General features: G+C 43.1%; 16 protein-coding genes and 2 pseudogenes. 9 read left to right on the forward strand and 9 right to left on the reverse strand.

Annotated features, from left to right (window positions below; all coding sequences use genetic code 11):
- Positions 1-156: 156 nt before the first annotated feature.
- The gene (locus V7L12_RS18825) at positions 157-1,173 is read right to left on the reverse strand and encodes a FecCD family ABC transporter permease (protein WP_335086484.1); all 1,017 of its coding nucleotides are present in this window, start codon (positions 1,171-1,173) and stop codon (positions 157-159) included.
- Positions 1,174-1,426: 253 nt separating this feature from the next.
- On the opposite strand from V7L12_RS18825, the gene V7L12_RS18830 reads away from it, so the two are divergent.
- Together V7L12_RS18830 and V7L12_RS18835 are read left to right on the forward strand one after the other, a co-directional pair.
- Entirely contained in the window at positions 1,427-2,206 is a 780-nt protein-coding gene (locus V7L12_RS18830; protein WP_335086486.1) for a cysteine hydrolase family protein, read from the forward strand.
- A gap of 116 nt (positions 2,207-2,322) precedes the next feature.
- The gene (locus tag V7L12_RS18835; RefSeq protein WP_335086488.1) at positions 2,323-2,778 is read left to right on the forward strand and encodes a cupin domain-containing protein; all 456 of its coding nucleotides are present in this window, start codon (positions 2,323-2,325) and stop codon (positions 2,776-2,778) included.
- Positions 2,779-3,200: 422 nt separating this feature from the next.
- On the opposite strand, the pseudogene V7L12_RS18840 reads toward V7L12_RS18835, so the two are convergent.
- From V7L12_RS18840 to V7L12_RS18865, 6 genes and pseudogenes are all read right to left on the reverse strand, one after another.
- Positions 3,201-4,649: pseudogene (locus V7L12_RS18840) on the reverse strand (NACHT domain-containing protein); the annotation flags it as partial.
- Between the two features lie 18 nt (positions 4,650-4,667).
- Positions 4,668-4,859 carry a hypothetical protein gene (locus V7L12_RS18845; protein WP_335086490.1) on the reverse strand — a complete coding sequence of 64 codons (192 nt, stop codon included), beginning with the start codon at positions 4,857-4,859 and terminating at the stop codon, positions 4,668-4,670.
- A 235-nt stretch (positions 4,860-5,094) separates the two neighbouring features.
- Positions 5,095-5,571 carry a hypothetical protein gene (locus V7L12_RS18850; protein ID WP_335086776.1) on the reverse strand — a complete coding sequence of 159 codons (477 nt, stop codon included), beginning with the start codon at positions 5,569-5,571 and terminating at the stop codon, positions 5,095-5,097.
- Between the two features lie 226 nt (positions 5,572-5,797).
- The gene (locus V7L12_RS18855) at positions 5,798-6,886 is read right to left on the reverse strand and encodes a 2-aminoethylphosphonate aminotransferase (protein ID WP_335086492.1); all 1,089 of its coding nucleotides are present in this window, start codon (positions 6,884-6,886) and stop codon (positions 5,798-5,800) included.
- A gap of 42 nt (positions 6,887-6,928) precedes the next feature.
- Positions 6,929-8,107 (reverse strand): phosphonopyruvate decarboxylase, encoded by a 1,179-nt coding sequence (gene aepY / locus V7L12_RS18860; RefSeq protein ID WP_335086494.1) that lies wholly within the window; start codon positions 8,105-8,107, stop codon positions 6,929-6,931.
- Positions 8,108-8,242: 135 nt separating this feature from the next.
- A complete protein-coding gene (locus tag V7L12_RS18865; RefSeq protein ID WP_335086778.1) occupies positions 8,243-8,608 on the reverse strand; it encodes a LysR substrate-binding domain-containing protein in 366 nt (121 codons plus the stop codon).
- A 483-nt stretch (positions 8,609-9,091) separates the two neighbouring features.
- Between V7L12_RS18865 and V7L12_RS18870 the strand changes: the two genes are divergently transcribed.
- The 4 genes and pseudogenes from V7L12_RS18870 (at position 9,092) to V7L12_RS18885 (ending at position 13,273) form a co-directional block, all read left to right on the forward strand.
- The gene (locus V7L12_RS18870; RefSeq protein ID WP_335086496.1) at positions 9,092-9,433 is read left to right on the forward strand and encodes a hypothetical protein; all 342 of its coding nucleotides are present in this window, start codon (positions 9,092-9,094) and stop codon (positions 9,431-9,433) included.
- 279 nt (positions 9,434-9,712) lie between these two features.
- On the forward strand, positions 9,713-10,525 hold the full coding sequence (gene egtC, locus V7L12_RS18875; protein WP_335086498.1) for an ergothioneine biosynthesis protein EgtC: 813 nt from the start codon (positions 9,713-9,715) through the stop codon (positions 10,523-10,525).
- 788 nt (positions 10,526-11,313) lie between these two features.
- On the forward strand, positions 11,314-11,523 hold the full coding sequence (locus V7L12_RS18880; RefSeq protein WP_334819849.1) for a hypothetical protein: 210 nt from the start codon (positions 11,314-11,316) through the stop codon (positions 11,521-11,523).
- Positions 11,524-11,587: 64 nt separating this feature from the next.
- A pseudogene (locus V7L12_RS18885) lies at positions 11,588-13,273 on the forward strand (FAD-dependent oxidoreductase).
- 64 nt (positions 13,274-13,337) lie between these two features.
- On the opposite strand, the gene V7L12_RS18890 reads toward V7L12_RS18885, so the two are convergent.
- Positions 13,338-13,658 (reverse strand): DMT family transporter, encoded by a 321-nt coding sequence (locus V7L12_RS18890; RefSeq protein WP_335086500.1) that lies wholly within the window; start codon positions 13,656-13,658, stop codon positions 13,338-13,340.
- Between the two features lie 597 nt (positions 13,659-14,255).
- Between V7L12_RS18890 and V7L12_RS18895 the strand changes: the two genes are divergently transcribed.
- Positions 14,256-15,434, forward strand: coding sequence for a GNAT family N-acetyltransferase (locus V7L12_RS18895; RefSeq protein WP_335086502.1), 1,179 nt, complete (start codon positions 14,256-14,258; stop codon positions 15,432-15,434).
- Between the two features lie 1,631 nt (positions 15,435-17,065).
- Positions 17,066-18,388: a serine hydrolase gene (locus tag V7L12_RS18900; RefSeq protein ID WP_335086504.1), complete on the forward strand. Its 1,323-nt coding sequence runs from the start codon at positions 17,066-17,068 to the stop codon at positions 18,386-18,388.
- Between the two features lie 227 nt (positions 18,389-18,615).
- Here the strand turns inward: V7L12_RS18900 and V7L12_RS18905 are convergent, their stop codons facing one another.
- The gene (locus tag V7L12_RS18905) at positions 18,616-20,757 is read right to left on the reverse strand and encodes a cytochrome-c peroxidase (protein WP_335086506.1); all 2,142 of its coding nucleotides are present in this window, start codon (positions 20,755-20,757) and stop codon (positions 18,616-18,618) included.
- Between the two features lie 279 nt (positions 20,758-21,036).
- On the opposite strand from V7L12_RS18905, the gene V7L12_RS18910 reads away from it, so the two are divergent.
- The gene (locus tag V7L12_RS18910) at positions 21,037-21,960 is read left to right on the forward strand and encodes a DMT family transporter (protein ID WP_335086508.1); all 924 of its coding nucleotides are present in this window, start codon (positions 21,037-21,039) and stop codon (positions 21,958-21,960) included.
- Positions 21,961-22,172: the final 212 nt, after the last annotated feature.

The following is a 22,172-nucleotide window of genomic DNA, read 5'->3' on the forward strand; positions in this document are numbered from 1 at the left end:
TAACCTCCTTGAGGGGGCAGGAGGGGGTTATACAGCTGTGTTTCCCTATAAAGAATTGTGGCTCAAATAGTTGAAGAAGGCTTTAGTCTCAGTTTATCAGAATTCGCAAAAAACCCGATCCCTCTATACAGTAAGGATGGATAGTGGTCTGATAGCTCAAAATTTATTAAACCCAGCAGAACGACGATAAAGTAACCAGATAAACAGGGGTGAACCCAGCAAGGCAGTGACAGAACCTACTGGTAGTTCTACTGCTCCTAGTCTAGAGAGTAAATCTGCAAAAGTGAGTAACCATGCACCTGCAAGGGCGGAAAGTGGTAAAACAAAGCGATGATCTGTACCAACAATCAGGCGGACACCGTGAGGAACAACAAGACCAACAAATCCAACCAAGCCACTGATGCTGACTGCACCTGCGGCTAATAGAGTGGCGACACCACCAATTAACAAGCGCGATCGCGTCAACGAAAGCCCTAAACTCACAGCTAAATCATCTCCCAAAGCCAGTATGTTTAGCGATCGCCCCAGCAAGCATCCCCCGATCAATGCAACGATGATATAAGGGCCAGTCGTAGCAATTTCTTGCCAACCCCGTCCATTAAGACTACCAACTAGGAAACTGAGCGCAATTTGAATTTGCCCATCTTCAGCTAAAAGCAGCAATGTACTTTGTACAGCACCAAATAAAGAACTCACCGCCACTCCGCCTAAAATCAACCGCTCAACAGAAATTCCCGACCCCGAACGACCCAGTAAAATAACGATCGCGGCAGTTAAAATTGCTCCCATCCATGCTGCTAAAGGAATTGCGATCGGGAATATTTGGCAGACAATCATCAGAATTACAAGTAGTCCTGCACCCGCTGAAATGCCCAAAATAAATGGATCGGCAAGACTATTACGTAACATTCCTTGCAGCAGTGCTCCTGACATTCCCAAAGCTGCGCCGACAATTATTGCAGCAGTAATGCGTGGGAGACGTAAATCCCAGAGAATTGTCTGTTTAACCGGATCGCCTTTGTGGAGAATGGCTTGCCAAAATTCCGACATATTTAAAGGTACTGCTCCTTGAGAAAGCGACAGTGCTAGTGTTACCACCAGTGCTGTCCCAAAGAGTAAAACAGCCCAAAATACGCGGTGTTCAGTAAAAATTGTCTGAAATGGTCTATTCATATTATGTCCAGGTTGCCATCTATGGCAGTGCCAATTACTTGTAGATTGGGGGAAATGGCTGCGATGTCTACAACAGGCTATTTGGCGTCGCTCCATCTACAATCTGTACATCTACTGTTGGATAATCATCACTGACGGCAATCAAAACATTCTGGATAGTGAAATTTACCATATTTAACCTTGATTAAGTAATTGTATTTTGACTTGAATTTCAAGTTACAAAATAGAAAATGGTGTTGGGTATTGCAATTTTATGAATTTACCATTACGGACATTGGGAGTTGCACCAAATGCGTGGACAGTGAATGATGCGATCGCAGATATCACTCGTCTTCAAAAGACCCCACAACCCGTTATTTTATCAACAGAAACTAAAACCCTGCACCTAGACTTGGCAAAAGCTGCTATCCTCGTCATTGATATGCAAAACGACTTCTGTCACCCTGATGGCTGGTTAGCGCATATCGGTGTAGACGTAACTCCAGCGCGTCAGCCTATTGAACCTTTGAACAACTTACTTCCAGAATTGCGTGAGGTTGGTGTTCCAGTGATTTGGGTAAATTGGGGGAATCGTCCCGACTTGCTCAATACTAGTGCTGGTTCGCGTCATGTCTATAACCCCACAGGGGGAGGTGTAGGATTGGGCGATCCACTGCCAAGCAATGGTGCTAGAGTACTCATGGCAGGTAGTTGGGCCGCGGCAGTAATAGACGAGCTAGAACAAATTCCCGAAGATATTCGTGTGGATAAATACCGCATGAGTGGGTTTTGGGATACACCTTTAGATAGTATCTTGCGGAATCTGGGAAAGACAACATTATTTTTTGCTGGTGTTAATGCCGATCAATGTGTGCTAACTACCTTATGTGATGCCAATTTCTTAGGATATGACTGCGTGTTGGTTAAAGATTGCACTGCTACCACTTCTCCTGAATATTGTTGGCTGGCGACATTGTATAATGTCAAACAATGCTTCGGTTTTGTCACTGACTCGCAAGGAATTTTAACAGCGCTGCAAAATGGTGAGGAGTGAGGAGTTAAAAATAATTAGTGATTTTGTGATTTAGAGATACAACTAACAACTCAATATTCAGAACTCAGATTTCAGGAATTTTCATATCCATCAATAACTTTAGAGGGGATAAATAAATGTACGGTACTCGTTGTGTAATTCCCGTTATCAAATCTCCCAAAGATTACCAAGTATATCGCATCAGTCCTAACGACTCTAATCGATTAGCAATTATCTTCGATTCGACAAATGCTAATACTTCCTTGACTTGCTGCGTAGAAATTTTTGATGTTGGTGGACAAACACCGCCAAATCGCCATCAGTGGGCGGTGGAAATGTTTTTTGTCCTCAAAGGAGAAGCGATCGCTATGTGTGACGGCAAGACTACCACGATCAAAGCTGGAGATAGTTTATTGGTGCCTCCCACTGGTACTCATTTGATTAAAAATACTGGTTCTACTCGCTTGTACACGTTGACTGTTATGGTTCCCAATGAAGACTTTTCGGAACTAATTCGCAGTGGGGTTCCGACAGAGTTAGATGAAGAAGATATGGCAGTATTAGGGAGATTTGATGCTTTGATGCCCTGTTAAAGATATTTGAAACCTCTCTCTAAATTTATCTTTTTACTTGGCTACGGTGTACACACAAGTTTTGCCGTAGCCAATGACTGTGGGAATCATAACTAATTATCCAGACTTGATATTATCTGTGAAATTCCTCAATCTGACAACAAATGTCACACACCTGTTGTATGGCATCTGTAGAATCTTGATTTACAGCAGTTTTCATGTATTTGAACCACACCTGTCATAGGGGCGCAAGGCCTTGCGCCCCTACCGCGTGGTCTATTTACCTGAAAATAGCTGTAAGTCATTTGTTGCCACATATTCCGTTTTGCCGATAGAGACAGTTACCGGGAATATTTTCACTTTTTTATCTTTACATGGTTTAGAACCTGACGGCTAATCTCCCGAAGCTCATGTAGGGCTTAGTTTCTAGCCAACGAAGCACATTATCTAGTCCGCAACAACTGCACGAAAGTATTACTCACCGTATTGTCTTTGGTGTCGGCGGCGTATTGAATCAATTCTTCCCGCAGTTTTTTGGCTGCATCTATCTCAAGTAAGGTTGCTAGCAAGAAATAAACACCACGAAAACGCGGATCGCCCATTCTATCAACTAATAGTCCTTCGGCGGTATCAGTTTCGCCGAGAAAGTTTTGCACTAAGAAGAAATCCATGATTTTATCGTGGCGGAAATACCACTCTTTCTGGGCTTCGCCTTTTTCATCTTGCCACTGACGGCTGACTACCATCTTGTATTTCTCGTCTTCCAAAGACATAGCAACTTGGTAAAATTCATCTGCGGGTAAGGCTTGTTTGTCTTCGAGTCGCATTTGGTAGACGGCGGCTGAGAATTTCTTTAAGGGAAATTCTTGATTCCATTCTTTGAGGTATTCTGCCGCCATTAAATTGTATTGCTGTTGTTGCAGGTGAAACAAGTTAGGGTGTTTGCCTTGTGATAACATCAGCGCTACCACTGTTAGATCCATTGGATTGGAAAGAATTCGGCGGATAGCATCTAACTCTTCTTTGGCTTGTTGTTGGAAGACTTCTGATAAATAATCGGTGCAGGCTTTGGCGTAATCAGCACCTTGAATTTTGGCATCTTGGGGTAGTCGCAGCTGACGGGAAATCAAAAACTCTTGAATTTGTTGTTGCTCAAGGGGCTGCAATTTATATATCTTGGCTGTTGAGGGTGGTGTCCACTCTAAGGGCTGGGTAGTCATTATAATGTTGCCCCGGAAATAGCTTTCGACAAACTGGCAGATTTTTGCTCGTGTTTCGGCGGTAACTTCGTTGAGTCCGTCGATGCAGATGTCAATTGCACCACTGTAAATCAGGTTTTTTAGGAAGTCGGCATCTTGGGCTTGGCCGTGTAGCTTGTCTTGGATGGCTTCAATTACGCCTTTATAACATTTCTGGGCGGGTAGATAAACGACTATGCGTTGGGAGTTTTTCAACAGATGACGGAGAAACATCGACTTGCCTAAGCCGGAATCTCCTTCTAAGATAATTTGTCCTTGAATCCTGGGTAATGCTGCGGTAATTGGCAAGATGTCTCCTGAGACGGGAACTTTGACTTTAGATGCTGGGAAGTATGATTGGTCATAAAAATTATCTAAGCCAGCATCGGCTAATAGGGAAGGTTTGAATGGTTCAAATAATTTGCGCCGGAAGGGGGGAAACCAGGTGAGGAGAAAGCCGACATAGCCGACGCCGAGAATCCGGCGTACCCAAGGGTTCCAGAAGAAGATAGCTTGGACTTGGGGAAATTTGGGGTAGGCGAAGATCAGGGCAAGCCAAAAGGCAATGTGAGCGATGATGGTGATTCTGGCATTGAAAAACCACTGCCAACCCTTGAGGTTAACTATGACTGATTGCAGCGAATCAGCTTCGTTATTCCTGATTGAGAGTCTTTAATACTCGTGGACGAGTATTAAAGACTCATTAACGATGCTCTGAGGTTCATCGACGATGCTTTGAGGTTCATCGCCGATGCTTTGAGGTTCATCGACGATGCTCTGAGGTTCATCGGCGATGCTTTGAAGTTCATTGGCGAAGCTTTGAGGTTCATCGACGATGCTTTGAGGTTCATTTACGAGTATCAAAGACTCATTTAACGTAAATTTGATAAACCTCTCGCTGCCTTGAACTTTACTTCAAGCCTGTCCCTCTCCGAGTCAGAGCTATAGCGTACACACAAGTCGAAAATAGTAGTCTGTCAAGGAATAATTGACGAGTACATTCTCTCTCCGGACGGCGATTTATCGCGTCTCTCTAACGTGCCAGTTTATTAGACGCGATAAATCGCGTCTCTACATGAGGTCTGGCAATGTTTACAGGCTATGAATTAGATGCAGCTTTTGCAGGTTTACTTTTTATAGCTTTAAACCGTTCGCCTAATTGTTCAGCAATAGTTTTTAACCCTGGAGTTTTCTTAGCAGCAGTCTTCACGTAATCATAAACTGTCAAACTGCTACCCATTGCTTCGCTACCGACTGCCATTAGGGTATCATCTACCTGTTCTGTCAGTTGTCGCAGTCCAATCAAAACTTCAGTGAGGTTAGCAGCTAGTTGATAATCCCGCACAAATTCATCTAAATCAAAACTGGCTGGTAAAATATCTCGGTTAGATTGGGCAGCAATCAGGCTATTGTTGACAAAAGCTAGTCTTTTATCGCCCATCTTAAATAAGTTGCGTCGTTCTTCTGCACTCAGAGTCACGAGAAAAGGCATCTTTGCTTGGATAGTCGCAAAGGCTGCTTTAATTTCTCGGATATCTGCTGGGGAAAGGGAAGCGGTAATGTTTTGGTATGCCATTGGATGTTTATTGTGGTAAATCTGTTTGTTATGATTCCCACTGGTAAATGCGATCGCACAGTATTTAAGGAATGGGGAGTAGGGAAAATAACCTCTCTGGTTGTACACACAAGTCGAATTACCCCCCTTAATCCCCCCTTGGAAAGGGGGGAAACCAGAAAATCTAGTTCCCTCCCCTTTCCAAGGGGAGGGTTAGGGAGGGGTAAAACTTACGCTTCAAGTCAGTTTACCGAATAATTTCCTTAACAACAGCAACAAAGCGTTCCATATCAGCGTGGGTAATAGCTCCCATTGTCGAGACTCGGAAGATAGATTGAGCTAAATTCCCCTGTCCAGAATAAATTATATAGTCCTGTGCTTTCAGTTGGTCGTGAAATTCCTCATAGCTGAAACCGTTTGGCAAATAGTAGGCATTCAAGACAACGGATGAACTGCCAACAGGAAGTAAGGGTTTAATTCCGATTGAGGCTAACCCGTCTTTAACTAAGCTAGCAAGTTGGTTGTAATGGCTGTATCTGGCACGCCAACCTCCGGCTTCTGCCATTTCTTGCAAAGCTTCTGTTAGGGCATAAAATGTCTGTACTGATTGCGTAAAAGGTGTGCCGCCTCGGTCTTGCTGCTGGCAATAGGTTGCTAAATCTAAATATAAAGTGCGAGGGATGGTGTCTACTGACGGCAGTGCATCCCTTTGCAAGATGACAAAGGACACTCCAGGAACACCATGCAGACATTTATTCGCTGTCGCAGCGCAAGCGGTGATTCCCCAATCTGCAAAATTTAGTTCCTCAGCACCAAAGCTGCTGACTGCATCTATTAATAGTTTGATACCGCGTTCTTGGCAAATTGGCGCAAGTTCCGCTAAATTATTTAGGCGACCGGTAGTAGTTTCGTGATGGACGATCGCAAGGTGGGTGATGTCGGCGTTTTCATCCAGGAGTTTGACTAAAGCCTTGATATCTATTTCGGCATTCCAGGAATGGGAAAGTGTAATGTAATTAATGCCGTGGATTTTGGCAATTTTGGAAAGTCGTTCGCCATATACACCGTTTTCAATTACCAGCAATTTCCCATCACTTGGGACTAAACTGCTGATCATCGCTTCCATTGCTGCGGTTCCAGAACCAGTGAGGAGAACTGCTGCCCAGCAATCGCTTCCAAGACCATAAACTTGAAGTAGCTGTTCGCGGATTCTGCTTTGAAGTTGGGAAAATTCCACCTCACGGTGACACAAATCAGGGCGCAACAGGGCATTTCTGACGCGATCGCTCAAATTGACAGGGCCGGGATTTAGTAAAATCATTTTGTCATTTGTCATTTGTCATTAATAAATTAAGAGTTTGTACTTTGAATTTATTAATTACGAATTAGGAATTATAAGGTCAGAACCAATATGTTTCATAAAGCGTTGTAAAACTGCTTCTGGGGTGAGGTTGGGTCTGGGTAGCTTTTCTAAAGTTCCGGGACGGATTTTTAAATGAGCGAATTTAGGTCTAGTGTCGCTATCTGCGGTAAATAAGGCATCTAAAAGGGCGGGGTCATCTCCGGCTAATGTAACGCCGTAACCGCACGCTTGTGCAATTTTAGCAAAAGATATACCCGCAGAAACGGTGGCTTGTGCGCCTGTGGAATCGTGGACTTCATTATCTAAAAGAATATGGGTTAAGTTAGCACCGCCATAAGTGCCGATGGTAGCAAAATTACCCATTCGCATCAGTGCTGCCCCATCGCCATCAATTACTACTACCTTGAGGTCTGGACGTGCTAAGGATAATCCCAATCCCATTGAGGAAGCACAGCCCATCGAGCCGACCATGTAAAGATGATTGGCACTGTCTTTACTAGCGAAGAGTTCGCGTCCCGTGTATCCGGTGGTGGCAATTACTACAGTGTTTTCTGGATCGATGAGTTCCACAATCCGAGCCAATGCTTCGCTGCGAGAAATGCGTTGTTCTTTGTTATCCCGAAAAAAGCTTTGCTGAATATGAGCGCTATTACTATTTTCTCGTTCGGGGATAGAAGAACAGGTGAGTGCATGGGGGGCAATCGCTCCTTTACGCATAATTAAAGCATAAGGACAGCGTTCTTGTTGCATATAGGCTGTAGCTCTTTGTAGAACGGGTTCTATTTCTGCTGCGTCTGTGGGAAAAAATTCCCAAGGTATAGTCATTGTTTGCAGCAATTTCTCTGTAATTTGCCCCATTAATTGATGTTGCGGTTCATCTTGCAACAAGCGATCGCCTCTTAGAGTACAAATCAGCAGCAGTGGAATCCGAAAGATATAAGTGAGGGAGGTTAGCGGGTTAACTGCATTTCCCAAACCAGAGTTTTGCATCATCACCACAGCAGGTTTACCAGCAATTGCTGCTCCAGCTGCGATCGCTACAGCATCTCCCTCATTGGCTGCGGAGATATATCTAAGTTGAACGTCATTGATGACGTAGTTAATAAAAGGCGTGAGAAAAGAACAGGGTACGCCAGTGTACCACCCAAAGCCAAGATTACGCGCAGCTTCTACAAATTCCTCTGCCTGAATCATAATTAAAAATTTACAGTAAATTTTGAGATAGGGAGAGACACGATTAATCGCCTCTGTAGTGGAGAATTGAGAGAAAAGATTATTACTTCGACCTCATAACTCGAAACCTCAACCTTAGAATAACGTGAGGTGGCATCATTTTAACTGACCAGATTCAGCAATAAAATCAACGAAGGTTCGCACTTTCGATGAAAGATATTTGCGGCTGGTGTACACAGCGTAAAGCATGGAGGCTGGAAATCGATAATCCAGCATCACCCTCTCTAGATGTCCGGCGGCAATATCGTCTTCAATCAGCCAAGTCGGTAAGAATGCCAAACCCATCCCATCCATTACCGCGTTGTGGATTAGATTTTCATTGTTAGTTCGCAGCACCGACGACTTGATCTGAACACTTTCTTTCTTGCTTACTCCTTCAAAAGGCAGTTCAACATCTGAAAGTAATGAATAAGTAATCATAGCGTGCTGCGATAAATCTTTACAAATGCTTACTACGGCTATGCTTGTTGGGGAGCAAAAGCTAAAATTGCAGACTTAGAACAATGCTATCCCGAATTATTAGCAACCATACTCCAGCAGCCACAAATCAGTTTAAATCTAGATCGTACCATTATCGATTTTGCTGATAAAAATGCCTCATTCCAGTAGAAATAGTTGACAAGATGCATAGTTTTTGCAGATGCTAATTTATCGGAGAATACGGTATCAGGTTGCAGCAATCATCACTGTAAAATACTTTCATTTCTCCGTTGGGGAAAAATCTCGCGCACCATCCGTTTCTAAGACGCTATAGCGTATTTCAGGTAAATGAAGTACACGGGTAGGGGCACAACATGTTGTGCCCCTACGATTATCTGTACCTCACCCTGCGGGTGACGCTCCTGCGTCGCTAACGCTGCGCTAACAGCAGTCGCTCATGGGGGAAACCCCCAGACGCTCGTTCGCCCTTGGCGTCTCCCCTTGGGAGAGGACTCGCTCTAAGCGTTGGCGCAGCCTCTTGTAGAGAAGCCATGCCAAAGGCTTTACGCTGCGCTATGCGCTAAAGCGTCTCCCCTTCTCCCAAAGGGAGAGGCTAACGCCTTTCCTTCTCTACGAGAGGCTGCGCCAACGGAACGCTCCGCGTTCGCGGAGCGTCTCGTAGAGAAGGGAGAAGACCGCGCTGCTTCACCAAGATGCAATCTGCTGTATCTCTTGATTACAGGTGACTGGTATCTAATCAGTAAAGACAAAGCCACAAACCCTGACTATCCAGTAATAACCAGTGTAGAACTGACCCGTATTTTCCAAGCTTTGCTGCAATTTCAGCTTCAATCCCTTCCAGCCTAATTAGCAGATTAATATAATCTACGATGTAATACTAAAGTTAATTAACTTAACTTTTTTCGTTTATTTATTGATATCTAAATTCCTTAAATCTTTTTTTAAAAAATATTTTTTTAAAAATCATAAACAAAACCATGACTAAAGTCACAGTTCAAACATACACAAGATAAACAATAGTTGTTAAATTAGTAATGCTTCGCAATAATTGTCCAGTTAAAAGGTTCGATTTTTATCGGGGCTTGTGACTAATTTTTCTTACTCTTTCAGCAACATCGTTTTTTTATGTGTAGATTAATTGGCTATCTTGGTAACGCCATCCTCTTAGATGAGTTGCTGTATAAACAAGAGCATTCGCTCTACAAACAAAGTTACAGTCCTTTGGAATTAAAATCAGGAGTAGTTTGTGGAGACGGAGTAGGTGTAGGCTGGTACGACGAAGTGGGTAAACCCTTCATTTACCGAAATACGATCCCGCTGTGGAATGAGCCGAATCTGGAAGATTTGAGCAACTATGTACAATCCAGTTGTACTGTAGGCTATGTCCGATTAGCTGGGATAGGTGAATCGCTCGACATTAGCAATTGTCAGCCATTTCGTAGTGGGAAACTTTTGTTTGTGCATAATGGCGAAATATCAAACTTTCAACAAACTCTTTATAGACCAATACGTGAGAGCCTCTCTGATTCCACATACCGCCTGATTAAAGGCACGACTGACTCGGAACACATCTTCGCCCTACTAGTGGAAATGTGGCAGTCGTCTCCAAACAGCACTCTGTTGTCAGCATTAAATGCCACACTTCAAAAATTGACTAAGTTGGCATCAGAACACAACACCAGCTTTAGTGCCAATGTAATTGTCAGTGATGGTCAAGCAGTTGCAGCAATTCGCTATGCTTATCGCACACAAGCCCCTACTCTTTATTGGTCTTATGATGAACTCAAGCAGCCAAACCAAGTTATTGTTGCTTCTGAGCCTTTATCCAATAACCAAAATTGGACTGCTTTTGGTGAGCAAAGTGCGCTATTTGTTGAAGCCCAGTCATTACAGCCAACAATTAGCCTGTTGGAGAGATTTGTTCCCATTGGGGTTTAGATAAGCATTGCGATTTTGTGGAAATTGAGCTTTTCCCTCTAAAGTTGGTGTGATGGTAGACAAGCATTGCTGTTGCTTGTGCCAAAAGACAACAGTTAGAGGCAAGTCAGAGAGACAACATAAATTATCCGTCTTTCAACTACTCTGGGAGTTAGCGTCACCGATAGCGAATGCGAGTGCGTCTCGTAGAGAAGCGTTAGCGAGTCATTGGTGACGCAATCATCATTTGCTTTATGGCTCCCTTGTACTCTGTCCACCACTATACCCACGCAAGGTAGAACGATCGCATACTTACTTATAATTCTTAGAGGAATATGGTAGCTGTTCGTTCGCTTATTTTAGAGATGGCAAGATGAATTAATGCCTTGAGAACAAAGGAATAGGACAATTTTCCAACCCAATCGCATAACGTCTGCTATTTCTCAGTAGTGTAAAGAACAGCAATAGCGCAATACTTGGCTAAAAGCGTAGTTTACCAACGTTGGCAAAGCCTCTCATCGCTGATTGTGCCGAGTACGAGTATAGGGGGAAACAGATGATTTCCTAAGACCTCAACGTCAGGAATGCCCTGCTGCCTTATTCAATCCAATTTCAGATTAGCGTGAATGACCCAAATAGTTTTATGATTCTCTACGAAAGCATATTTGAAATTATTTAGGTCTACTACCAAAATATTCTCAAGCTCATTCTGGAACATGGTGAATGGTGAATTACCGAAAGGTGATTTGTGCAATACTGGTTTTGAAGCTTCTTCCAGAGTCAAATAAAGTGCAGGGAGATGAAAAGGTATGGTTGAACACTCATTTCATGACCAACTGAGTTTAGAGGAACAAACTGAAAAACTCGGAAAGCAAGCAGTAAGCTTGGGTTTGATTCCCAGCTTTGTGGTACATTACTTTCCTGATACTTGGGTATTTTATATACCCAATGAAAGTAAATCGGAACCGCTGACACCAGAAGAGGCATACTTTCGTTTAAAGCAACTGGTTAAACAGTAGATATTTTGACGACAGATTTTTGAAGATAACGGCTAGACACTGCAATTGTTAAGTAATAGTAGTTATGGCGAAACCAGCAATTTTAACCGTCGATGACGATCCAGAAGTGTTGCAAGCGGTGTCACGAGACTTGCGTCATCAGTATGGCGATCGCTTCCGCATTGTCCGGGCAGATTCAGGTATCACGGCTCTGAATGTGGTGCAGCAACTAAAATTGCGGAATGAAGCAGTTGCTCTATTTTTGGTGGATCAACGTATGCCCCAAATGGGAGGCGTGGAGTTCCTTGAACAGGCAAAAGGCATCTTTCCCGATGCGAAACGTGCTTTGTTGACAGCCTATGCAGATACGGATGCTGCCATTAAATCGATTAATAGTGCCAGACTTGATTATTACTTACTCAAGCCCTGGAATCCACCAGAAGAGAGACTATATCCGGTTTTAGATGATTTGCTAGATGACTGGCTAGCTGGATTCCGCCCACCCTTTGAAGGCATTCGAGTCATTGGTAATCGCTGGTCGCCTTTTTCACATCAGGTGAAAGACTTCCTGGCGCGTAACCAGATTCCATTCAAGTGGTTAGATATTGAATTGGAGCCGGATGCAGCAAAATTAGTGGAATTCGCCCAAGCTGATTGTAGACAACAATTGCCATTAGTGCTGTTTCCCGATGGTTCCCGGTTAATTCAACCATCTAATTTAGAGATTGCCGCTAAAATTGGACTACAAACTCAGGCAGAGCGCCCCTTCTATGACTTAGCGATCGTGGGTGCTGGCCCTGCCGGACTGGCAGCCGCCGTCTATGGTGCTTCTGAGGGATTGAGTACTGTCTTAATTGAGCGTGAAGCGCCAGGAGGCCAAGCAGGCACGAGTTCGCGGATTGAGAACTATTTGGGGTTTCCTATTGGCTTGAGTGGTAGTGATTTGGCAAGGCGGGGAGTCACCCAGGCGCGGCGATTTGGGGTAGAAATTCTCACTCCTCAAGTCGTAAGTGGGGTTCGACTGGAAGATCCTTATCGGGTTTTGCAATTGGCAGATGGTAGCGAGATTAGTTGCCATGCACTTTTAGTTGCAACCGGCGTTTCTTACCGTTGGCTAAAGGTTCCAGGAGCAGAGAAACTCACAGGAGCAGGAATTTATTATGGTGCTGCCATGACTGAGGCGCTCGCCTGCACCAACGAAGAGGTTTACTTGGTAGGCGGGGCAAACTCTGCTGGACAGGCAGCAATGCACTTTTGTAAGTATGCCAGCAAAGTGATTATATTAGTGCGGGGTGAGTCACTAACATCAAGTATGTCCCAATACTTGATTGACCAAATTGCCGCTACAGAAAATATCCAAGTTTGCACGGGTTGCAGCGTCGTGGAAGTCAAGGGAGAAGAATATTTAGAAGCAATTGTGATTACCCATGCCAACACTGGACAAACGGAAACCGTGCCGGCGCGTAGGCGTAGCCCGTCGTAGACATCGCTGTTTATCTTCATCGGTGCTAGCCCCAAAACTGATTGGCTTGAAGGTGTTATTCAACGCGATGCTCAGGGTTTTATCATCACAGGGCCAGACTTGATGCATAATAGCAAATCTCCTCGTGGTTGGCCTTTAGAACGCTCTCCTTTCTTATTAGAAACCAACATTCCCGGAATCTTCGCAGCCGGAGATGTCCGCTATGGCTCAATTAAACGGGTGGCATCCGGTGTGGGAGAAGGTGCGATCGCCATTCAATTCGTTCACCGCTACCTAAGTAATGTTTAGCTAAAGCAGCCAATACTAAGCTGTATAAAATCTGCAAACCCTCTCCCCTGCCCCCCTGCCCCCTTCATTGACTTGCGTTGATGCCAATTACCCCGATGATGATTAAGGCGATCGACACAAGTTTGATTAATGTGGCAGATTCCCGAAACCAAATAATACCAATAATAGCTACTAGAATAGTTCCCAATCCAGCCCAGACAGAATAGGCGACACTTACTTCAAGTCTCTTGAGAGCAAAGGTCAAAAAAGTAAAACAAAGTCCATAGAAGACAAATATTAATACTGAAGGAGCTATTTTAGTAAATCCCTGTGATAATTTCATGCAAGTTGTGCCTGAAACCTCAAAAAGGATTGCTAATATAAGATAAATCCAACTTGTTGACATATTTTTTGTAAGTAATTTGTTAAGAGCAGATGGCCCTAAAAATAGAATAAACAGTCTTGAGGTAACTCATGAAAAATCTTTACAAGTATAATATCAATTCTCCATGAAGATGCTTTGGGGGCAAGGCGTAGCTGAGGGTAAATATATGCAGCCTTATAAAGAAACGATCTAAGTAAATACAGTTCAGAATGAGCAACAAAACCCAAATGTAGAGACGCGATTTATCGCGGATTTATCGCGGATTTATCGCGTTTTGAAAGACTAATTATCTACACCAATAACCCTTAATTGAACATATTAGACTTCTTGCATGAATCAATGAGCTTTCACCCTAAATCCATCTCCCATGGGAGATGGACTTTGAATTTGGCTCCCCTTCTCCCAAAATTGGGAGAAGGGGTTAGGGGATAAGGGCGAATTTTGCATTTGTGCAAGAGGTCTATTGATTGCGATATAAGTATTCCAACATTTAAAACCAAACGTGCAGTAGTATAATTGAGGCTAATTCCGGGGCTTTATGGCGATGAAATTGCTCAAGCATTGGGGCAACATCTGCTGTAGTATGATTGTGTTTTTGTCCTACTAATGGTATAAGAGATGACGGCTCAATTTGAATACAGCACTCTTGCCCATCCACAGGATATTCAGCAGCTTGGGGCTATCTTTGACCAATGTTTTGTCAACACACTTGGCACTGAGGAAGTTTACATCAACCAGGTTGGCGTAGAAAATTTTCGCATTATTCGTGAATCAGAGCAATTAATTGGTGGATTGGCAACTCTGGATATGGGTCAGTGGTGGGGTGGTGAGCGTGTACCAATGACGGGAATTGCCGTAGTGGGCATTGCTCCAGAATACCGTGGTTCGGGAGCTGCGATCGCTCTCATGCAGCAGACGCTCAAGGAACTTTATGCTAGAGGTATACCGCTCTCTGCTCTTTATCCAGCAGTTCAAGGCTTGTATCGAAAAGTCGGATATGAGCAGGGGGGTAGCTGGTGTAATTGGGAAGTTCCGACTAAAAGTATCCAAGTGCGGGGTCAACCCCTACCTTTACAACCAATAGTGAGTATCAATCATCAAGTCTTTCACGAACTATATCAGCAGCAGGCCAGATTAACACATGGATATTTAGACAGACATCCCGCAATCTGGGAGCGCTTAATTCAACCAGATGACAAGGAAACATTTTACGCATATTTTATCGGTACAAAAGAGAAACCTGAAGGCTACATCCTTTTTAGTCAACATTCAACAGAGGATGGCGCAATCCTGCGAATCAAAGATTGGGTAATTCTCACAGCTGCGGCTGCACAAACATTTTGGTCTTTTCTTGCCAGTCATCGCTCCCAAATTGAACAGGTGCGATGGAGGAGTTCTGTGAGCGATTCTTTAACATTGCTGCTACCAGAGCAAACTGCCAAGCTCAAGTATACGATGCGTTGGATGCTGCGGGTAGTAGATGTAGTCAAGGCGCTGGAGATGCGGGGTTATCCATCGGGAATTCAAACTGAACTGCACTTAGACATTCAAGATAATTTGCTAGATGCAAACAATGGTAAATTCATTCTTTCTGTTACCAATGGACGCGGTGAAGTTACAAAAGGTGGAAAGGGTGAGTTGCAGCTAGATGTTCGAGAACTAGCACCAATATATACAAGTTTGTTCTCTCCCTACCATTTGCAAATAGCTGGAAAACTGCATGGGACAGAAACAGCTATTTCAGCAGCTACGCAAATATTTGCAGGTAGTTCTCCTTGGGTGGCTGATTTCTTTTAACGTGAGATGTCAACCAACCTTTCTCTGCGTCAGTTCAAGTCTGTAAGGGGGGACAGTAATGTGTAGTTAAACCAGCCGATCCCGTCTCAATTTTGTCACGCTTCGCTTCGTCTCGTCAAACGCTTACGTCTCGTCAAAAAGATAGGAAAAGTGGGAAAATTGCAACATTTGAGTAATGACACGCCAGTAGAGTGCGTTATGGACACGCCGAAATAACAAATGCGTTCGCCGAAATAACAAATGCGTTCGCCGAAATAACAAATGCGTTCGCCGAAGTAACAAATGCGTTCGCCGAAGTAACAAATGCGTTCGCCGAAATAACAAATGCGTTCGCCGAAATAACAAATGCGTTCGCCAAAATAACAAATGCGTTCGCCGAAATAACAAATGAGTTCGCCGAAATAACAAATGCGTTCGCCGAAATAACAAATGCGTTCGCCAAAATAACAAATGCGTTCGCCAAAATAACAAACATAGCGGTTCTCAATTGCGGGAAATACAGACCTAACCCCCAGATCCTTCCCTGCGTTCGCGCAGCGTCTCGTTGGCGTAGCCTCTCGTAGAGAAGAGAAGGAAGGAGAGTAAGCCTCAAAGCCTTTCTTTTTTTAGACTACAGTATACACACAGTCAAATTACCCCCTCAATCCCCCCTTGCAAAGGGTGGAAGCCGGAAATCTAGTTCCCTCCCCAATACATACGGGGAGGGTTAGGGTGGGGTAAAACCCTGAAAACCTGGTTAATCAGCTATTTGCGACTTGTGTGTGCACCGTAGCACCGATGCCTTGGGCCTAGGGTGTACACACAGTCAAATTACCCCCCTTAATCCCCCCTTATAAAGGGGGGAAATAAGAAATCTAGTTCCCTCCCCGTATGTATTGGGGAGGGTTAGGGTGGGGTAAAACCCTGGTTAATCAGCTATTTCCGACTTGTGTGTACACCGTAGCACCAAGGCATCGGGGAGGGGCGGTTTTGGCTTTAGACAAAACCGGGGTGGGGTGACGCGGTGAGTAACCGTAAGTGAATGAACTCTATATCACGTCTTGACAAAAGTTTTACGTTAAGTTGACACTAATGGGCAATGCTGTGCAGGGCGACCGCATCATGTCAACAAAAGGATTATATTCTCAATAAGCTCCAAAATAGGTCGCATTAATCCCTGCTTATTGACACACATTTAGCGATCGCTTTGAGCCTGGGAAACTAAACCAAACGAGAAACGCTGATTAAATCGATTGCTTCTTAACCTTGGTTCCGATCAAGAGTAATTTAGATGCGTTTGCCCTGCAATGCTGTGCCCCTACGCGAAATCTACATGTATTAGGGTTTTAGTAAATGGGTTTTACTTTCTCTCTCTACAAAACATAAGTTGGAAACATAATTAATCCTTCGCTCGTCCTTCCGCTAGATTAACAATTTCTGTTGTTGTCAACTCACACCACAAATAAAACTGTCAGCGATTTACTTTTAATAAGTAATGATGATTTATCGTGCTTATCTAATCCCAAATATCATCTCAAAAAATAACTCAACGGGATTTATGACTTTTTCTCCGGAAGTTCAGCACAGTCATCAGAAAACAATCTAAGTAAACCTGATTAGTTGATCCTTACTTGCACACCCACATTCAGAACATGAAATCACATCTACTGGCGATTGGTTTAAGCAGTTTGGTTCTAGTTGCAGGACAAGCTAAAGCCTCACAATTACAGTCTTGGTACTATGATTCTAGCCAAAACCAATTAGACTTAACTACCACTTCGGGAATAGAACCAAAAGCCTTTTTATTAGATAATCCGAATCGGTTAGTGATTGACTTACCTGGAACTAATTTTAATTCCGATACTGTCAAACAAAGTTTTGGTAAGGCGATAAAAGAAATTCGCCTCGGCAAACCAGACTCTCAAACCACTCGTTTTGTCGTCGAGTTAGCTCCTGGTTATGATGTTACTTCCCAAAATATATCAATTAAAGGAGATTCCCGTTCGCATTGGATTTTCAAATTCAATTCATTTAACCGCCAAAGTAATCCCATTCTTGGAGAAAATCGAGAAGATATTGCCATCAAATCCACAGATGCATCTACATTTGCTGGAGTTGTGAATCTTGGTCAAGAGATGGCTGGTATTACTTCTCAGATTCGCAGTTTGTTAGCAAGTTATAAAACATTGAATCCGGGAATATTTTTCTTAGATTTAGATACAGGAAATTATATAGATATTAATGGCGAAAAAAGATTTGCTGCTGCCAGTACAATCAAATTTCCCTTATTAGTGGCTCTTTTCCAAGAAATAGACGCAGGTAGAATTAAACTTACCGATAAATTAGTGATGCGGCGCGATTTAAAGGTTGGCGAATCTGGAATTATGCAATACAAACCCATCGGCACTAAATTTAGCGTCCTAGAAACTGCTACCTTGATGATGACAATCAGCGATAATACTGCCACAAATCTGGTTCTCGATCGCTTGGGTGGTGCCGCAAAAGTTAGCCAACGTTTTCGCAGCTGGGGATTGCAAAATACAGCACTTCGGAATCTACTTCCAGACATCGGTGGCACAAATACAACTAGTTCTAAAGATTTGGTCAGATTAGCGGCGTTAGTTTCTAATAATCGTTTGTTATCCCCAACTAGCCGCAATCAAGTTTTAGGCATTATGCGCCATGTCAAAACCAATAGTTTACTACCAGCAGGTATCGGCCAAGGAGCTACCATTGCCCACAAAACTGGTACATTGAGATTTATCATTGGTGATGCGGGTATTATTCAAATGCCCAACGGCAAAAGCTATTTAGCAGGTGTTTTAGTGCAAAGACCAAACTACGATCCCAAAGCTGGAGATTTTGTCCGTGAAGTTTCCAGAAGAGTCTATAATTACCTAGACAATACCAAAATTAGCAATATAGAACCGATACTTGGCGATGCCTCCGGCGGGCTACGCCTACGCACTCCTTAGTCAAGCAATCGTAACTACTAGTCCACCACATCAACTTTGGTGGATGAATAAGTTCGTAGTAAGGACTTTAGTCCTGGATTTTTAAGCATTGAAGTGCTTACTACAAACTCATCATATTTAATGGGACAAACTACCACTCTAATTGCACCAAATCGCAAAAATAGGGACGTACATCTGTACATCCCTACATATCTATCTGTATTCAGGTATTTCGTCGTGAAATAGGATTAACTCAGGAAATTTGGTGTACCACTATTACCATTCCTACCAACAGCAGGAATTTCCACTGTGTCATCTTTAGCTTTACCAGTGCCGTCATTGACAACGTTATTAGAGTTACCCACATGTCCATCAGGGATAAACAATTGTGGATGGTCAAAGGGCGCTTTATCATACCGAACTCGGTCATCAGTCAGCCCTTTTAAAAAGGCGACCAATTCCTGTTTTTCTTCTGGTGAGAGATTTAGCGGTGGAAGTACTCCAAAATCACCACCCCGATTGTAAAAATCAATCAATTGCTCTAGAGTCGCCTGACCTCCATTGTGGAAGTAGGGAGCAGTGAGTTCCACATTGCGAAGTCCAGGTGCTTTGAAAGCTCCGTTTGCAAGCACAGTTTCACTGGAATTCAACGGTGGATTAAGGGTTGGGGGGTTTTCGCCAAGGAGATCCTTAAATTTGCCCAACTGAGCCAATCGTGCCTCTGAAAGCGGATTACTACCCGGGAAACCGTCATGACCACCCAAACCGGGGTCGTCTGTGGGCGGTCTGACACCGATATTGAAGAAACCAGTGTCTTCGGGAGATTTTGTCCCGAACGGCGCACGTTTGATTCGTCCGTCTTTAGCCACGCTGCTTACTGAAGCCGCTGTTAATTCTACTCCACTGTGGCAAGCAATACACAGTGCTTTGCCCTCAAACAGTCCTTTCCCTCGTTGCTGCTGCGCGGTTAGAGCGCTGGTGTTTCCTTCCAAAAAGCGATCGTAGGGCGTATCATTGGCAATGAGTGTAGACTCGTACAACTGAATTGCCAGCCCAAAGAATAGCGAGAAGTTGTACTCTAGCAATGTGTACTCATTAGTATTCAAGGAGCGATCAAGTTTCTTGAGGACAGTGCGTTTACCGTCAGCGTCAATTTGGATGAGTTGATTAGACTTCCACCACTCAGGCTTGAAGGCATCTTGAATCATTTGAGTGTAGGTTCTATCTCTAAGTCCAGGTTGAGGCGATCTACTATCTTCACCTAAAACGCTGTCTTGTGGATGAACAAGCTGTTTACCTAGCGGTCTAAGAGGTAATAACTTTTTCGCAAGTTTTCGAGGGAGCTTTTTACCCTTACTAACGCTGAGGGATCTTATGTCAATTCGCCCGAACTTATCACCAATTTCTTGAAAAGTGCGACCATCTGCGGACGACTCAAAGGAACTGAGTGGCGGCCCAACTGCTTGGGATGCCAAAGACGAGTTCTTCAGGCTGACTTTCACAAATTCTAGATTACTAATTGGGTTTACAGCCTTGGCGAGAGCGGCATTAGGATCTCTTAAACCGAAGGGATTCACCCCATTAAAGATGTTTTGTGCCCTTCCATCCCAAAAGTTGCGGAAGTTGAATGCGGCATTAATCACGGTTGGCGTGTTACGCGGCTCGACGCGTCGCACATTGATACCTCCCACGTTAAACACCGGATCTGACTCGTTTGTAACTTTGTCTTCTGCATTACCAGGTGTGACATCCAGAAACTTCGTATTGAAGATCCCCTGAGAAGAACTGACATCGTTACGGTCAGATACAATAGTCGTAGGATCGTTTGGGTTTGACAGCTTGTGGAAGGGAAAATCTTCTGGTTTAAGTTGATAGTTTGGTAGCCCGCCGACATTAAAAACTGAATCTGGATTCTCTGTACCATCGGCATTGACACGCAAAAGCCCAGGAGCGATCTGATTTTTGGATCTGTTGTCGGCTCCAGCATGGAAGTGACAACTAGCACAGGAGGTCTTTCCATCGCTCCCAACCTGCATATCCCAAAAAAGAGTCTTTCCTAACTTGATTGCAGCTGTTTTGTCTTTTACGAAGTCTCCAAGATTGTCAGGTTCTGGAACCGATACGCTCTTGAGCGAAACTGGAGACGGGCCTGTAACTGCTGATACAGTATTTCCGGCTATTACTGCTACCAGAATAATGGCAGCAATTGTTATAGTCCTTGAAAATCTCGATCTTAAGTAGTTGGGCTTGCTATATCTGAATCTCCACTCTTGCCGCTTTATTTTTGTCACCAAAGATTTGAGCAAAAATCGACCTCTTGAGGTCAGCAGTAAGCAACTTGATAAGGCAGTGGTAAAGATTACTAAGCTGATTATGGGTATAATCCCCATAGTTGTTTTATAAAGTAACGCCGAGATAAAGTATACATTTACGAGGAAGTTTGAAATTTAAGATTCATGTAAAATGAGCACATAAATTACGAATTTTACGTGAACAAAAAAAACACCCTCTTCCGGCTACGAATAATAAATTAAGTTAGATAAATGGATTATCTTATATTGAATTTACATCAACTAAGCTATTAATATCTTTTGTCAACAAGAGTTTGATAAAATCAGTTAGGTATATCTTAAACTTATTATTAGCCCTACTTTGTGTAGGAGATTTGAATGTTACTACATCAAAGTTCTGGTCGGTGGCGCTTAGGGCTAGCGTTATCGCTATTAACAGTGTTATTGTGGGGAATTTTACCTATTGCTCTAGCAGTAACTCTACAAGTACTTGATATCTATACCGTAATTTGGTTTCGCTTTTTGGTATCATTTATATTGCTTGCTGTGTATTTAGGAATACGCAATAAATTACCAAAATTAGAACAATTACGCTCTGCTTCTGGTAAATTATTAGCGATCGCCACAATATTCTTAGGGATTAATTACTTTTCGTTTACCCAAGGTTTAGCATTAACATCGCCTGCTAACGCTGAAGTTCTCATTCAATTATCTACCCTTTTATTAGGTTTCGGAGGGTTAGTAATTTTTAAAGAACGTTATCGGCTGTCTCAATGGATTGGCGTTAGTGTAATGATTTGCGGTTATCTTTTATTTTTCCACGAACAACTAACGAATTTAATTACAGCACATGGCACATATATACTAGGTAGTGTTTTAATCGCGCTAGGATCGACAGCTTGGGCTATTTATGCTTTGGCACAAAAGCAGTTATTACAATCTTTATCTTCCACCAGTATCATGTTGATCATTTATGGAGGCTGTGCTTTATTATTCACTCCTCTAGCTAAATTTAAATCACTTTTTATACTTGATACTTTCCATTTAGGAATGTTGATTTTTTGTGCCTTGAATACTTTTATTGCTTACGGTGCTTTTTCGGAATCATTACAACATTGGGAAGCATCACGAGTAAGTGCAGTAATAGCTTTAGCTCCTATTGTCACATTAATATCAGTCGTGGTTGTATCAGTTATTGCACCTGATTGGACACCACCAGAACACTTCACCCTCATCGCAATATTCGGAGCGGGTTTAGTAGTCACAGGTTCAGTAGCGATCGCCTTGGGAAAAGCTGATTAATTGCAATGCTTTTCAGGATTTTTACTAGCTTTTTCATTTAGTGATTTTGTGCAATATTCAAAGCTACAACATAAATACTGAGGCAGACTATTTTTTATTTGTTATGATTTAATAGTGAAGGCAAACTACTGAAGTCAGCTGGATACTTTACCCATCTGCGTGATTTTGTAGTATTTGATTGTTGACTTTCTAGCCGAAATCTCCTTGAAAAA

Origin of the sequence: Nostoc sp. (assembly GCF_036918245.1) — a bacterium.
Taxonomy (GTDB): domain Bacteria; phylum Cyanobacteriota; class Cyanobacteriia; order Cyanobacteriales; family Nostocaceae; genus Nostoc.